11 protein-coding genes are annotated in these 15322 nt (G+C 58.6%); 1 reads left to right on the top strand and 10 read right to left on the bottom strand.

Annotated elements, in window-relative coordinates; all coding sequences use genetic code 11:
- The 10 genes from ACX80Q_RS18160 to ACX80Q_RS18115 form a co-directional block, all read right to left on the bottom strand.
- Positions 1-1117: M20 family metallopeptidase (locus tag ACX80Q_RS18160; RefSeq protein WP_459331942.1), on the bottom strand; the 1117-nt coding region annotated here is incomplete at its 3' end.
- Positions 1118-1566: 449 nt separating this feature from the next.
- The gene (locus ACX80Q_RS18155) at positions 1567-2898 is read right to left on the bottom strand and encodes a serine hydrolase domain-containing protein (RefSeq protein ID WP_459331943.1); all 1332 of its coding nucleotides are present in this window, start codon (positions 2896-2898) and stop codon (positions 1567-1569) included.
- 492 nt (positions 2899-3390) lie between these two features.
- Positions 3391-4914: a leucyl aminopeptidase gene (locus ACX80Q_RS18150; protein WP_459331941.1), complete on the bottom strand. Its 1524-nt coding sequence runs from the start codon at positions 4912-4914 to the stop codon at positions 3391-3393.
- Between the two features lie 105 nt (positions 4915-5019).
- The gene (gene menC / locus ACX80Q_RS18145) at positions 5020-6147 is read right to left on the bottom strand and encodes an o-succinylbenzoate synthase (RefSeq protein ID WP_459331940.1); all 1128 of its coding nucleotides are present in this window, start codon (positions 6145-6147) and stop codon (positions 5020-5022) included.
- A gap of 2 nt (positions 6148-6149) precedes the next feature.
- Positions 6150-6968: a hypothetical protein gene (locus ACX80Q_RS18140; RefSeq protein ID WP_459331939.1), complete on the bottom strand. Its 819-nt coding sequence runs from the start codon at positions 6966-6968 to the stop codon at positions 6150-6152.
- 220 nt (positions 6969-7188) lie between these two features.
- Positions 7189-8016 carry an ABC transporter ATP-binding protein gene (locus ACX80Q_RS18135; RefSeq protein WP_459331938.1) on the bottom strand — a complete coding sequence of 276 codons (828 nt, stop codon included), beginning with the start codon at positions 8014-8016 and terminating at the stop codon, positions 7189-7191.
- On the bottom strand, positions 8013-9833 hold the full coding sequence (locus ACX80Q_RS18130) for a dipeptide/oligopeptide/nickel ABC transporter permease/ATP-binding protein (RefSeq protein WP_459331937.1): 1821 nt from the start codon (positions 9831-9833) through the stop codon (positions 8013-8015). Before ACX80Q_RS18130 ends, ACX80Q_RS18135 begins: the two co-directional genes overlap by 4 nt.
- Positions 9833-10795: an ABC transporter permease gene (locus ACX80Q_RS18125; protein WP_459331936.1), complete on the bottom strand. Its 963-nt coding sequence runs from the start codon at positions 10793-10795 to the stop codon at positions 9833-9835. Before ACX80Q_RS18125 ends, ACX80Q_RS18130 begins: the two co-directional genes overlap by 1 nt.
- 66 nt (positions 10796-10861) lie before the next feature.
- Complete coding sequence (locus ACX80Q_RS18120) at positions 10862-12466, bottom strand: ABC transporter substrate-binding protein (RefSeq protein ID WP_459331935.1); 1605 nt, start codon at positions 12464-12466, stop codon at positions 10862-10864.
- A gap of 127 nt (positions 12467-12593) precedes the next feature.
- Positions 12594-14237: a PucR family transcriptional regulator gene (locus ACX80Q_RS18115; protein ID WP_459331934.1), complete on the bottom strand. Its 1644-nt coding sequence runs from the start codon at positions 14235-14237 to the stop codon at positions 12594-12596.
- A 98-nt stretch (positions 14238-14335) separates the two neighbouring features.
- On the opposite strand from ACX80Q_RS18115, the gene ACX80Q_RS18110 reads away from it, so the two are divergent.
- Complete coding sequence (locus ACX80Q_RS18110; protein ID WP_459331933.1) at positions 14336-15283, top strand: serine hydrolase; 948 nt, start codon at positions 14336-14338, stop codon at positions 15281-15283.
- Positions 15284-15322 lie beyond the last annotated feature (39 nt).

Genomic DNA, 15322 nt, shown 5'->3' with positions numbered 1-15322 from the left:
GTGCCGTCCTCATCGGAATCATCTCAACCAGAGCGTGTTCACTACGTGCATGCGCACCACCACCAACGGCACCCAGACCGTCAAGGGTCGGGACACCGATACCAGCCGTAAAGTTTCCGTCAGAAGCGCCCCCTACTGCGATCGCTGCAAGGCTGCCGAGCCCCTCGCGTTTCGCTACCCGTTCCGCCAGCGCAAATAGTCCCACTGCGCTCCCGCGCTCCATGGGTGGCCGGTTCGACCCACCACTAACAGCGAGCGTAGCGGCCGGATTCCTTGCAACGAGAGAGCGCATCGCGACGTCAACACGGTCCTGTTCGGCGTGGGAGCGAACCCGAACGTCAACGTCGATCGTCGCCTGCGCTGGCACCGTGTTTGTAGTTGTCCCCGCGCTTAGCGAGGTTGGCGTGACTGATGTTCCCTTGGCAGCATCTGCCAGCATTTCAATGGCCAGGATCTGGTGTGCAAGTTCTACGCCAGCGTTAACCCCATTTTCTGGCTCCAGACCAGCGTGCGCGGCCCGGCCGTCGACTGTGAGCCGGTAGTTTGAAACGCCTTTTCGCTCGACCTTCAATGCACCGCCGTCGCCTGCAGCCTCAAGCACCAAGACTCCAGCACACCCTTGGGCCTCGGACTCGATGAGGGAGCGGGAGGTGGCGGATCCTGTTTCTTCATCGCCGGTGACTAAAAGACTAGCCCCTTCCAAGGCCTGGTCTCCCCCACGTTCACGCAGCACGGCGAGTGCATGGATTGCTTGGACAAGCCCAAGCTTCATATCGAAACAGCCTGGACCCCTGATGACGCCGTCCACGATGGAGAAAGGACTCCCGGTCAGCGTGCCAAGCGGCCACACAGTGTCATGGTGGGTCAGTATGATCACACGAGGCTTGCCTAATCGCAGGCGCAAGTGCCAGCAGCCACCGATCTCGACCGTTTCAGGTCGCACGCCAAGCCGTTTCTCAATGAGGTCCGCGATCAACTCCGCACTCTTCGCAACCGCTTGGAAGTCGTGCGACGGCGATTCACAATTTACTAGTTGTTCAAGGTCGGCGAGAATCAACGGCAACCGTTCCTGGCACAGTGCCAGTAGAGCAACGTTATGCCTGTCCATCGATGTCATACGGCTCCTTCATGTAGTCGTTTCGACAATGATCCCCTGCTGAGTTCCACTCTCACATTGGACCAATGGCCTTAATCTGGGCGACTTCTCCGTACCCAAGTCAGTCATGCATGTATTGTGCGCGGCCAGATGAATGACTGACCTAGGGACGGGAGTCTCCGGGATGTTGACTGGTACGGCAGCCACATTCTTTGTGAGTAGTTCAACCGGAATCTTTGACCGGTGCAACTGCAGGTTAGTCACTTCGGGGATGGCGAGGGTCGTTTCCTAGGCTAGGAATGGCCTCGCGGATGCGGGTCTCATTGTCACATTGCAGCCAATGCTACTTCCTCAGCCCAATGAAACTGTTTTACTTGAGACTGGGCACAGCTGGAAACGTAATAGTCCGAATCTTGTGGGCGACAACGCCTCATGCACGACCAACTCATAGCGGCAGACTGGAAGCGTATCTAGCTTTGACTGGTGACTTGCGGGTAAACCCTGAGGCCAAAGTGCATCAAGTGTCTGTCTGCGGTGGACTCAAAGCTGATCCGGGTCCAATCCGCGTCTTCGGGGATTTGAGCCCCATAGTGTTCACTGCCAACGCTCACCAGTTTAAGTTCGGTGCCCAATATCTCGTCACCGCTCGTGTCAGTAGCCCACGCCTGCCATTCGCCTGCCGTTCCGTCGGCGCGCGGTTCAATAACGATCCGGAAGCCGGCAGCTTCATAAACTCCTTCATATTGGCGGAGACGCCGTCCAGCAGCGGGCGCAACACCAATTTCAGTCCCAGTTTCCGGACCAAATATCGCCGGCATAGTAGCCCCAGCCAACAGCAGCGCTGCCTCGGCAAACAGTTCCCGATGGACGCTGTCAGCCCGGCCACCGTTGGCGAACAGGGACAAAATGATCCCTTGGTCTGGGAATAGGCGAAGGTAAGACTTTTGGCCGATTGTTGCGCCGTCGTGGTTGATGGTTGGTACTCCGCCCCAATCCTGTCGGCACCATGCAAGAGCCCATTCGTCGGCCAAAGTGGTGGCATGAGACATGGCGACCTGGCTGCGGAGCATTTCCGAACGCTGCGCATCAGGCATCAACCCAGGCCCTTCAGGCAGGAAGGAATGCGCATACGTTAGGATGTCGTTCGTGGAAGTAGTGACCAATCCGGCTGGGCCGACACTGCGTGGCAACAAGAAGACGTCCGTCACTTGGCTTGCTGCCCCCAGCCCGTTGTGTCCAACGGCGAAACTGTATAGGGAGGTTTGCTCTGGCAAGGTCATGCTCGCCTTCAAGTTCAAAGGCCCATAGATATACTCTTTCAGTGCTGCGTCCCAGGACATGCCCCGTAGGACCTCTACCACGCGCCCCGCAACCACGAACCCGGTGTTGCAGTAGGACCAGGTGAGTCCGGGGGTGAATATTTGCGCAGCCGTTGATAGGGTCGCCACATATTTTTCCACGCAGTCATCGCCACGGCCAGTATCGGTGAAGAGGTCCCCGTCAATGCCGCTGGTGTGCGTGAGAATGTGCCGCATGGTGATCGTGGCCGCGGCCGATTCGTCGGCGAGCCTGAAGTCCGGCAACACATCCCGTATCGGGGCGTCCAGCTCCAATTTCCCTTCGGCAACCAGCTGCATGATCAATGTTGCGGTCCAGGTTTTACTAATTGAACCGATCTGAAACAAGGTGTCGGTGGTGACGGATTGGCCCGTGCGCATGTTTGCGACACCGGCGGCCACGACGCAACGCTGTTCCGTGCCTTGCCCCGGAATGGCGGCGCCCGTTCGGAGGATCCCGAACACAGCGCCCGGTACCCCATACTTGGCAATGAGAGTTTCTAGGCGGCGCTGCCAATAGTCGGTATCCAAAGAGACGGGAACCGCAGAGGCAGCGGTCGCTGCGCTCGAGGATGCATGAATTGCAGGAACACTCACGTGTGCCAAGTCGGAGATACTATTAGGGCGTTTCACATGTGTCCTCACGTCGTGGGCTTATAGGAACCACCATGCCCGCCGCATGATGGTGTTCAAGTAAAGAAGATGCCGACCATTGCCGTGGAGGGCCCCTACCTCATCCTCTCGCGCTTGCCGTCGCTAATCATTGGAGAATTAGACGGAAAAAATACAGAAAACTGTGGAATAGCCCAAGCGTTTTGGTTCAATAGCCACAAGCCTAGGTTTCCTTCGCCGTGCCCATCGCCTTTCAGAAGCGCAAATTGATAACGAGGTGGGCGCCAGCGGCCAAATCGCGTTGGACAGCGGTGCGATTAAATGACTGTCCCGTCCGGGGCTGGTTTAGCCCAATTCCAGCATGTCCTCGACGTACGCAACTAGGGTGCGGACAGTGCACCCGGTGCCCCCTTTGTGGTTGTAACCATACGGGCTTCCGAGGTTGAACGACGGGCCGGCGATGTCGATGTGCGCCCACGGGATCTGTTCGCCGTCCTTGCCCTTCCCAATAAATTCGCGCAGGAACACGGCTGCGATCATCATGCCGCCGTGGCGACCACCGATGTTGGCGATATCCGCGACCTGTGAGTCGAGTCTGGGCCGAAGCTCTTCCGGCAACGGCATCGGCCAGACGAGCTCGCCAGCACGGTCCGCAGCGGACTTGAGGGCACTCGTTACGGAATCGGAGCCCATCAAGCCCGCGGTGCGATCGCCCAAGGCGATCAGCTGTGAGCCCGTAAGCGTGGCTACGTCGACGATGACATCAGGGTGTTCAAGGCTAGCCGCTACCAAGCCGTCGGCCATAACCAGTCGTCCTTCGGCGTCGGTGTTGAGTACTTCAACTGTCTTGCCGCCGAAAACCGTCAGGACATCGGCGGGACGCTGGGCCGCGCCCGAGGGCATGTTTTCGGCGATGCAGAGCCATGCCGTTAACTTGATGGGCAGCCCGAGTTCCGCGACGGCCAGGACGGTGTTGAGGATGACGGCGGCACCCGCCATGTCGCTCTTCATGTCGCCCATATCTTGGGCCGGTTTGATGGAAATGCCGCCGGTGTCGAAGGTGATGCCCTTGCCAACCAGTGCGATCATTTTGGTGGCTTTGGAGGGCGCGTACTCTACCTTGACGAGGCGCGGCTGGCGGGTGGAGCCCTTGCCGACACCCAGGATTCCGCCGAATCCTTCACGTTCGAGGCGCTTCTCGTCCCAGACCGTCACCTTGATGGGCAGGCCCTGGGAGAGCTTCGTGGCGGCGTCGGCGAAGGTTTCTGGGTAGAGGTGGCTGGGTGGCCGGTTGACCAAGGTCCGGGTTACATTGACTGCGCGTCCGACGAGCAAAGCCCGGTCAAAGACGGTCTCAAGGTCCTTGCTATCGATAGCTGTGTATATCAGGACCCTGCCGACTGGATCTTTGAGTCCTGCCTTGCTGGAGCGGTGCTCAGTGTAGGAGTAGGCACCCAATACAGCTCCTTCTGCGACTGCAGCGACGTCGGCAAGGGATATTGTCGGAAATGCCAAGGTTACCGAAGACAGTCCCGCCAGCTGCCGGACCGCTGATCCTGCGGCCCGGCGCAGAGCCTCTTCCGTCAGAACGACGTTTCCGCTCTCGCTGATGCCGACACCGGCAAGAACGAGAACGCCCGATCCGGTCTCCGGGATGCCCGGCAGCCGGTGCACCTCATCGGCTGCGCCGGTTACTCCGAGAAGTTCGAATGACGCCGTCAGAAACTCGGTGACCTTGGCGCTCAGGGGGTTCGCGAGCAGAATCGGCCCGTCGGGGCCTTGGCTGATCCCTATCACGAGCGCCTCGCTGGGCGCCCCTTTCAGGTCCTTAGCGATGGTTCCGAGGGTGATGTCTTTAGTCTTCACCATGGGGCTATTTCCTCACTTCTCTTTTAATGGCTGGGCCGGGCTGGATGTTAGGCGCTGCCTGATACGCGGCGGCTGCCGCATGGACGACACCGCCGGCGGATCGGGTCAGGGGGCAACGGTCTCGGAGTGGACGCGCACTTCCTTGAGTATCTCGGGGAGCGGGGCCACACCAAGGCCAGGCCCGTTCGGGATGGCGATGCGGCCGGCGTCGAGCACGAACGGTTCGGTAATATCGTGCCGGTAAAAGCGGTCTGAGGCTGAAATATCCCCCGGAAGGGTAAAGCCCGGCATTCCGGCTAGCGCGGCATTCGCGGCTCGCCCCAATCCCGTCTCCAACATTCCACCGCACCATACTGCGACGCCGTTCGCTGAGGCGATGTCGTGGATACGCCTGGCCTCGAGATAGCCTCCGACTCGGCCGGGTTTGACGTTGATCACCGCGGCCGCGCCCAGGGCGATCGCATCCGCGGCGGCTGTCGCCGAGACAATCGATTCATCCAAGCACATCGGAGTCCTCATCGTCTTGGCCAGCACCGCATGCTGACGCAGATCGTCCTCACCCAGTGGCTGCTCAATCAACAGTAGGTCAAACGCATCCAATTGGCGCAGCAACGGCGCATCCAGCAGCGTGTAGGCGGCATTTGCGTCAACTTGCAAAGGAATGCCGCCGAAACGCTCGCGCACTGCCCTCACAGGTTCTATATCCCAGCCCGGCTTGATCTTAAGCTTGATGCGTACGTAGCCCTGGTCGACAAAGTCACCTACGATTCCGAGCAGGCTGTCGATCGAATCCGCAATACCAACGGACACCCCTGAGGCAACGGATGTCGCAGTGGCGCCGAAGTAGCTGGCAAATGATTTTTCGCTTGCCCGTAGCTGGGCGTCAAGTACCGCCATCTCCAGGGCTGCCTTCGCCATCCTGTGTCCCACAATGTGCCGAAGGGCGTGTCCCACCATTTCCGCCGTGAGGGTGTTTCCCGCGTCCTGCCATAGGTACAACATCGGGATCAGATAGCGGCGAAGCACGTCACGGGCGCCGTCAAGGTATTCCTCTGAATACAGCGGGTCCTGAAGCGCAACACACTCTCCCCAACCCACTACTTCGGAGCCCTCGACCTCAGCGGTGAGTTTGATCAACAGTGGCGTGCGCTCAGTTTGAGTACTAAAGGAAGTACTGAACGGGGCGACGAGTGGCAAGCGAACAGTGATCAGTTCAACATTGAGAATACGCATACTTAGTTCCTTTCCATATGATAAAAACCGCTGCGGTCGAAGCCGGCGATTCTCCAGCCGTCCGCTAGTAGTGGAATGAACGCAGCTCTGACGGCGAGCCGCCAGCGCTCGGCCGCTTGGGGGTTGTTGAGACGCAGAATTTCCACATCGGTGGGGATCTCTATTCGGCAGGCCCGTACCCGGCGATCGATCGTAGGTTCGAGCACAGGCCCGTTCTCGCCACGGCTTAGCACTGCCGGTGGTGACATACCCTCGAGGCTGGGTCGTGCGGCAGACGTACCCCGTAGATCCCAATGGAGCAGGAGGCGATCACTGGCGTGGCCACGATTGACTTCGTCGGTCATCTCTCCATAGAAGTTCGGCAGGTACTGAACTGAACGCGCTCCGAGCCTTTCTAGATTGAAGAACGCGTTTCGCGCCACTAGCGGATCGAAGGTCCATGTCACGGTCTCGATCCCCCGATGCAGGCACCAGGCACGCTGATGGTACTTAACCGCCTTTCCAATTCCGCTCCCCGAGCGGTCCCCCATGACGCCGGCAATGTGCGAGTGCAGTGCCAGATGCTTGGGAGCGTGGAAGAAGCCGATGCATGCTGCCACCATCTGCTCGCCGTCAAAGGCGCCAACCACGTAGTTCCCTGCGTGTGCCAGGGCGATCAGCATGCCGGGATTCACATGGGTACTATTTATCGCCAACCCCCACACCTCGTCAAGGAGATTGGAGGCCGTCACCATCTCTAGCGAAGTATGCAGCTCCCTAATCTCGACGTGGCTATCCTTCGCATACCTCCCGGCGAGTTCAGCGGCGTTGGCCTCAATCACCGCCGCGGCCCTCAATTTTTGCTCTTTAAGACATCGTCTCGGCAAGCGAAGCTGGCTGGGTTGACGCTGCGCCGCCCAGGCCGTCGCAATTCGAACTTCACTGTGTGTGTTCCCGCATGGCTCCTTGATGGGACGTAACCCACCTGCTCCGCGGCTAGTGAAATTGCGGTCTCGCTCGGCACAACAATTTGGTGTGAATCGTCAAGAGTCAGTAGAAGTGTCATTGTTCAATCTCCTCTTTACCGAAGAGCGGGACCCCGATTTGCGGTATCGCCCTGATTAGTTCCTGGGTGTATGAATTTTGCGGGTGTTCAATGACTTCGGGCGCCGTCCCGCGTTCGACGATTTCTCCTCGGTGCATGACGGCGATTTCGTCGCACACACGGCTCACAACGGCGAGGTTGTGGCTAATGAAGAGCACCGTAAGAGACAGATGTCGCTGAAGGTCAAGTAATAGATTCAGTACGGTTCCCTGGACAGACACGTCAAGGGCTGAGGTAATCTCGTCCGCTAGCAGAACATCCGGTTCGGCGGCGAGTGCTCGGGCTAATGCGACGCGCTGACGCTGACCGCCGGAGAGGGTGCCTGGGAAGGAGTACGCCATGGTAGGGCTAAGTTCCACCATCGATAGAAGCTCGCCTACACGGGCGTTGCGGGCCGCCCGACTCGTGGACAAGTAGGCGCCCGGCTCACGACGTTTCCGCTGTTCAGTGACCTCGAGTGCCTCCCTGATCGAAGAACCAATCGACATCCTCGGGTCAAGACAGGAATAGGGATCCTGGAAAACCATCTGTATACGTTGCCGCATTCGCCCGGTGCTGCCTTTGGCGTGGGCCACGTCGATGCCGTCGAGCAGGATACTGCCGCGGTGGGGTTCGCTCAAACCGACGGCGGTTCTGGCAATGGTCGACTTCCCGGAGCCTGACTCGCCGACGAGCCCGACGATCTTCCCAGAGGGGACGATCAAGTCGATGCCTCGCACAGCATCGAATGCGGAGCGTCCGCTACCAAACCGGACCCACAAGTCACGGAATTCAAGCGTGCTCATACTACTTCCTCCAACAGCGCGGGTGGGAAGACCATGTCCTCCGGAATCGTGGCGAATGGCTCGCCCTTCTGGGCATTCATGCGTGGAACAGCGTCGAGGAGGGCCCGCGTGTATGGGTGTTTGGCCCGTCCGGAGACCAGATCATCCACGGAGACGTCTTCTACGATTGATCCGCGGTACATGACCAAGGCACGTGTACACAGTCCGGTAACCACCGCAATATCATGGGAAACGAGCAGGATCGCCGCGTTCTCCTCAGTGTTTACCGCTTTCAAGAGGCCGAGAACTCCGCGCTGTACCGTCACGTCCAGAGCCGTGGTTGGTTCATCGGCGATAATCAGGGCGGGGCGCCCCATCAATCCCATAGCGATCATGGCTCGTTGGCGCATACCACCGGAGTACTCATAGGGGTATTGTTTAGCACGCCGTTTCGGGTCGGGTATCCGAACCTCGCGAAGTCTGTTGATCGCCTGGTCCTGTGCCGCCTTGGCACTTAGTCGCCCGTGAAGACGACCAATCTCAGCAATCTGCGTACCGACGTGCAGGGCCGGGTTGAGAGATGTTGACGGGTCCTGGAAGACGAGCGCCAACCTCGTTCCTAGGTGTGCCCGCGAAGCGGCAGAGCGGATGCTGTTGGGCAGCTTTCCGTTCTGAACGAGTTCCGACCCATCGAAGTTCACGCTATCGGCTGAAACGTTCAGCGGTTCTTCCAGCAACGCGGCCACAGCCAGACAGGTCAGGGACTTTCCCGATCCTGACTCACCAACGAGTCCAACGATTTCGCCGCGACGAATATCGAAACTCACATCGTTCACTGGGTGCGTCCAATCGGATCCGGCCGGGACAGCCACCCGCAGGCCACGCACGCGCAGCACAATATTATCGGAACCATCTGGCACTACTTCTGACTCGGTGCGTGCGATTCGTGGCAGCGCTCGTGGTCGCTTTCCCAGTATTGGTTCAATCCCGAAGCCGCGCGAAAGAACTTCCCCGAGCAGCGTGAAGACAACCCCAACGAAGATCACCGCCCCGGCGGGAGCCAGTGCAGTGGCCGGATTGACATAGATCTTGCCAAGTCCCTCATTGAGCAGTCGGCCCCAGTCAAAATCGGGTGCCTGAACGCCCAAACCGAGGAATGATAGGCCGGAGAAGGCGACGAGCGCAGCGCCAGCGGACAAGCTTGCGTTGACTATAAGCGGTTCACGCACATTCGGGAGGACGTGCCGGAGAAGAATCCGAGTCCTTGAGACTCCGAGGACTCGAGCCGCAAGCACAAAATCACGCCCGACGACCGAAGAGCTCATGGTTTGAGTCAATCGTCCAAAGGCGGGCATCATGGCGAAGCCGATGGCAAGCATGGCGCCTTGCGCCCCAGTACCAACAACAATGGAGAAAAGCATAATCATCAGAAGGGCCGGGAAGGCGATTGCGATGCCAGTTGCGCTGACCACAAACCGGGCGGCCTTGCGTGGCAGTACAACAGGCATGAAACCAATTACGAGTCCGCCTGAGACGCCAAGGGCAGTCGACACGAGCGCCATTCCGACCGAAAGTCGCGCTGCCGTGAGCACACGTGCCAGAACATCACGTCCGCCGGCATCGGTGCCGAAGAGATGGTCCGGGCTGGGCCCAGCTGACAGCTGGTTGAAGTCGGTTACAGTCGCCTGTGCGCCCCAAATTATTGGACCGAAGACCACACTGAATACCACTATGGCAACACCCAAAATCGATGCAACGCCAAGTGGCGAGCGGATAACAGCGGCAAATCGTTGTGCCTGTCGCTGACCCGAGGCCGGGTGCGCTTGGAACGAAGCCATTAGTTCTCCCCCAATGCGGAACGCGGGTCAAGCAGTACCAACACAATGTCCACAACAAGCGTCACGAGCAAAACGAACAGTCCGTAGACGATGATGACACCCTGGGCCAAAGGGAAGTCCTTGTGCATGATTGATGAGACAATAGTCAGGCCTAGCCCGGGCCACGAGAAAATCGTCTCCACCAGTACGGTTCCAGCGATCAGGCCCCCCAGTACGAGCCCGCCGATGGTCAGGGACGAGGTAAGCAAGTTTGGGAGCGCGTGGCGCATGTAGACTCGCCAGCTGGACATCCTCTTGGCACGTGCAGTCCGAATATAGTCCTGTTCGAGCACAGAAAGGGCCTCCGCCCGCACAATGCGCGAAATGCCGGCAATGCCACCAAGGGACAGCGCAAGCACCGGCAAAATATAGGAGTCCGGTCCACTCCTCCCGGCCACGGGGAGCAATTGAAACTGTACGGCGAACACGTAGATGAGCCCGACGCCAATCAAGAATTCTGGAATGACGGCGACAAATCCGCTCAATGCCGTGTAACCAAGTTCAAGGCCCCGCCGGCGGCCGCCGCGCGTCAACGCAGCGGTCACCAGGCCTATAGGAATCGCAAAAGTCAGCATGACGACCAAGGCGAGGACGGCGAGTTCCAGCGTTGCCGGAAGCCGCTGGGCAAGCACAGTTGTCACAGGAATCTGCAGGCTAAACGACTCACCAAGATTTCCGGTGAAAAGTCCCTGCCAGAAGCGGATGTACTGCTCCCAAATCGGCAGTTCAAGCCCCAGTGCAGCCCGTCGCTCGTCAACAACCGCCTGGGATGCGCGGATACCCAGGGCGCTCCGTACTGGATCGCCCGGAATCGCCCGGATGCTCAGGAACGCCACCGTGACAAGAACTACGATCGAGACGAGGAGCCGGGAGAGCCTGCGGGCAAGAAACGTTGCCCACCGGCCACCCCATATCGTTTTCACCAAGTGCGGTCTAGTGAGGGGCGGTGCCCCGCTTGAAGGAAGGACTTCTTGCTCAGTCATTGTGCGTCACCGAAGCACCCGGTAGGCCGAACCGGGAACTATTGCGTTTCCGGACGGGTAGATCGATTCAGCACCGTTGAAGTAGACGTTGTGATTCTCAATCGAAACCGGAATCAGGTCAGCCTGGTGAAATAGAGCCTGCTCGGATTGCTTCCACAGATCACAGGCAACCGTGCCGGATTCTAGACGGGCTTTGCCTGCCAACTCCTCGTACTTGGCATTCTTTACGGATGCGAAGTTGGTACCCTCGGGCGGAACCGTGCCCGTCAGGTAGGCCGGGAAGATACTGGGCGTTTCGCTATTGAGCGTGAGGGTAGTGACGTCCCAGTTGCTCGGGTCCTCGGGCGCGAAACTATTGGTGACGACAAAGTTCTGGTCACCGCCGAAGAGTTTGACCTGGGCCCCGAGCGACTCCCACTGTGCGGCCAAGTACTCAGCTGCCGCATTGCCCAAGTCTGAGTCATTGATGTAGTAGACAGAGAGCGTCAGCAGCTTACCGTTCTTTTCCAGGACACCCGAGGAATTCTTGGTCCATCCGGCAGCAGTGAGTGTGGATTGCGCATTGCTGACATCGAAAGGTGGCAAAGTTCCCTGAATGCTGTCGTAGACGCATCGCTTCGGCTCCACGGCCATCAGCGAAGTCGCCCGCTTGCCTTTTCCATCGGTGATGATTTTGGTGTAGGTGTCCAGATCGATAGCTGCTGTCAAGGCCCTGCGCACCTCGGGGTCTTCGGTCGGAAGCCCGGGGTAATGGTTGAAGATGATCTCGCCTGCAAGGCGGGTGGTCGGCTTCGAAGGAAGCTTCGCTGCTTCGACGCGTGCCTCATCTGGCCCCGAAACATCGGCAATGTTGATGCCCTTGGACAATAGGAGATTGGCAGCAGTGCTGGCATTCTTCACAATCTTGATGACGACTTTTTTTGGCACACCAAGTGTTTCCGAGGTCACGATACCTTCGGGCCCCCAGTTGTAGCCTTCGCGGCGTTCTAGCGTGATGTGGTCGTTGGGTACTACTTCCTTCACCACAAAAAGACCGGTCCCATTACTGGCCGCCGCGACACTCTTGGGGTCTTTCAGCCCCGCCGAACACACCAGTGCGGTACCACCAATGGTTTGCAACAGAAAAGGAGACGCCCCAGGTGTCTCGACTGTCAGTACATTGCCCACAACTGTCGCCTTCGCATCGGCTGGGATGACTGAGTCCTTCAACGGAGACCCGTTGGCGGGGTTCACGATCCAGGTGAAGTTGTCCGCCGCGGTCTGCGCGGTGAACGGTGTTCCGTCAGCGCACGTCACCCCGTCCTTGAGGGTGAAGGTAACTTTGGAGGGGGTTTCCGTCCACGTCGTGGCCAAATACGGCTTAGGGGCCCCCGTTGACGGATCAGCGAACAAAAGTGTGTCGTAAGTATAGGAGGCAACGACCTGCGCAGCGGTCAAGTTGGAGCTGGCCGGATTGAGGTCACCTGGATCCTGGTCAAGGGCAACGGTCAGTGTTCCGTCTTTGGCATACTTCGGGGCTGAGCTGTCTGAGATTCCGGGGCCGCTACACGCGGCGAGAACAAACGTACTCACGATCGCGAGCGGTATCGCGGATCTTGAACGAACTTTCATGGCTGTCCACCTTGAGGGGGTCGAGTGTTGTAGGCCAGCTGGCCCGCATCATCGCGGGTGCTTTGATTAACACTCGCCCCTATTTACGCCTCAATCATCGTTCGAACGGCCAAATGTAGGGCGCCTATTAGTACTCTGGACCCAAGCGCAGTTTGGGGAACAGCCGCAGCTCTAACATCAGGCCGAATCTCACCTCTGGATCCTGCAGATCTATCCCACCAATTTCCGCCAATCTGCCAAGGCGGTACCGGAACGTATTCTTGTGAACGTGGATAGCGTCTGCGGCGGCAGTGACGTCACCAAAATGGTCTAGCCAACTGCGAAGAGTCGAGACTAACTCGGTATTGTGTTCGATGTCGTACTTACCAAGTGCCTCCAGCGGTCCGCTGACGGACATCTGGTCCGCGACAAGAAGATCCGAGAGGCGCAGCATAAGAGCTGCCCCGTAAACATCTGCGCTAGTTGCCACGCGCGTTTCCGAACCCTCTCTACCCCGCAATACTCGTAGGGCAGCATCTGCCTCAGTACGCGATCGGTTGAGCTCTGATACTTCGGCAACCACCGAACCTACGCCTGCAAAAAGTGTGCTCGGCGTATCCATGCGGGCGATGAATGCGCGAGCGATCTGCACTGCCTCATCCTGTGCGCTCCGTTTAGACTCCCGCAGAGGAACAACTGCGTAAATAATTCTGCCAAGCAGAGACGCAACGGCGCGCGGATAGATGGGCTGGAGATACATGTTCAACGCGCTGGCGACGCGCTGCACCTCGGATTCAGTGCGCACCGCGTCGTCGTGCTCGCTCCGCGCGCCAATTGCGATCACACACGCCGCAGACTTGGAGAAATTGAGCTGATTCGCACCCTCCCGCGCTCTGATGCCACCATCAAGGAGCATGCTCACCAGACCCAGCCGAAGTCGCGTAGAAGAGTCAGCGCTGACGCGCGCCCGGAGCATGGTGAGGGCAACTACTCTGGCAGCTTCAACCATCCCCTGCTCACGCTGTTCGGTGAGTGGTTCGTGAACCACTGCCCAGATCGAGCCAAGGAGTTCTTCGCCCGCCTTTACACGCATCGCAACCCGTGGAAGCGCTGCTGGTTCTGGCTTCTCTACGAACACGGGGCGTTCCGAGGTATATATGCGCCTAAATGCCCCGTTCTTTCGCTGCGCATCGTTGAGTGCCTCCGGGACTTGAAGCCCTAATATGGTCTGTCGACGCGGCTCGTCCGTACCCGCCTGATCGGCTGAAAAGGCAATAACGTGGGAGGAGAGGTCCTCGATCGTTACTGGCGACTGGAGCAGGTCAGCTAGGGCGTTGGCCAGTTCGAAGAGGTCAGAACCGATACTCGTTTCTGTCCCCGAATCCACATGATTGGACGAGTCAATGCTCAATGCTGAGGTCAACATCGTGGCGACCTGGATCCAGGATGCCCCCCGGACGAGGCCAAAAAGTACGATTCCGGTTTCCGCCACCGCCTGTGCTACCTCAGTGCCCACCGGAATGGGCTCTCTTAGCACCAAGGCGACAGCTCCATCCGCAGCGAGTAACCGGATCTGCTCTACCGTTTCTTTGGGACCAGAAATGCCCAAGCCGAGCACCAACGCACCCGTTGTCAGCGCCGGACGGTCTAACGGATCGTAGAGTACCACTGATCGCACGAGGCGGCTGGCGTCGAGTTTGCCGGCTGCCAGCGATAAAAGTGTCGATCCAAGCCGTTCAACAATGCGACCCAACGATGACTCCGGAGCATGGGTTGGGGTTTCCCTGGACATCAATGTCCTCCTACTTCTGATCAAATGTACAGCCGGGCAACGATGAATTTGGTCCCTAATACGAACAATTCACCATTTCTGACGACAATACTGGAACAGTGACACCAACGCATCCAGATCTTTCTTCCGTACGCGACGCCCTTGAGGCCCTGCTCATAGCAACAGGCGTTCGAGGATTCGTGCACGCCATCGATATAGACACCGGCTTCGAAATTGGCCTTGATGCAGACACCCCGGTGACCATAGCCAGCGTCTTGCAGGTTCTCGCCCTCGTGGAACTCTGCCGCCAGTACTCCACTGGACAGCACACCCCCACCGACCGGATCAGCCTTACCTCGGATGACCAGCACACTATTGGTGGCCTCGGGCTTTCGGCCATGCTTGATGACATCGAGCTGTCCCTGCGCGACCTATCAGTCTTGATGATGTCGGTGAACGGGAACCGGGCGACTGACGCCATCGTGGATCGTCTTGGCTGTATTGCGATCAACGAAACCGTCAAACGGTTCGGGCTCCAGCATGCGGCTGTTGTGGCCGACTACTCAGACCGGTTGGGGACAATAGCGGAGGACATCGGTTTTCCAATAGAGAAGCTCGGTGCTACTACTCTCAGCCCTCTCGCCGCGGGGCAACACGATGAGTTGCGCATCATTCGTGCAGCCAGCCCCGAATTCACAGATTGCACCACGCCACGTGAAATGACCACCATGCTCTCCGCTATCTGGCGGGACGAAGTCATCGGCGAGGATGCGGGTGCCGAAGTGCGTCGCATCATGGGCCAGCAAGCATGTCCACACCGCCTTACCTCAGGGTTCCCACGTTCCGACGTCAAAGTCTCAGGCAAATCTGGAACTCATATCTTCGTGCGCAACGAGGTCGGTGTCGTCGAATTTCCCGATGGGGGGCGCTTTGCAGTGGGAGTCTTCCTGCAGGAGCCTACCGATGAACTGCGCAACCCCAACGCCGATCGTGCCATTGGGGTCGTTGCCAGAGTTGCGGTCGACTACCTTCGTGAGAGCCAATCAGAGAGGTTTGATGAGAAATGAAAGTCTATATCTCCGTTGACATGGAAGGCATCGCCGGGA

The organism is Arthrobacter sp. HLT1-20 (genome assembly GCF_054510895.1).
Note: the sequence above shows the minus strand (reverse complement) of the source record. Positions and strands in the feature narration are given on the sequence as shown.

Excerpts from the sequence above, each read along its gene's own strand:
- menC (WP_459331940.1), bottom strand. The coding sequence starts at position 6,147 with ATGCGTATTCTCAATGTTGAACTGATCACTGTTCGCTTGCCACTCGTC.
- ACX80Q_RS18115 (WP_459331934.1), bottom strand. The coding sequence starts at position 14,237 with ATGTCCAGGGAAACCCCAACCCATGCTCCGGAGTCATCGTTGGGTCGC.
- ACX80Q_RS18130 (WP_459331937.1), bottom strand. The coding sequence starts at position 9,833 with ATGGCTTCGTTCCAAGCGCACCCGGCCTCGGGTCAGCGACAGGCACAA.
- ACX80Q_RS18135 (WP_459331938.1), bottom strand. The coding sequence starts at position 8,016 with ATGAGCACGCTTGAATTCCGTGACTTGTGGGTCCGGTTTGGTAGCGGA.
- ACX80Q_RS18150 (WP_459331941.1), bottom strand. The coding sequence starts at position 4,914 with ATGGTGAAGACTAAAGACATCACCCTCGGAACCATCGCTAAGGACCTG.
- ACX80Q_RS18120 (WP_459331935.1), bottom strand. The coding sequence starts at position 12,466 with ATGAAAGTTCGTTCAAGATCCGCGATACCGCTCGCGATCGTGAGTACG.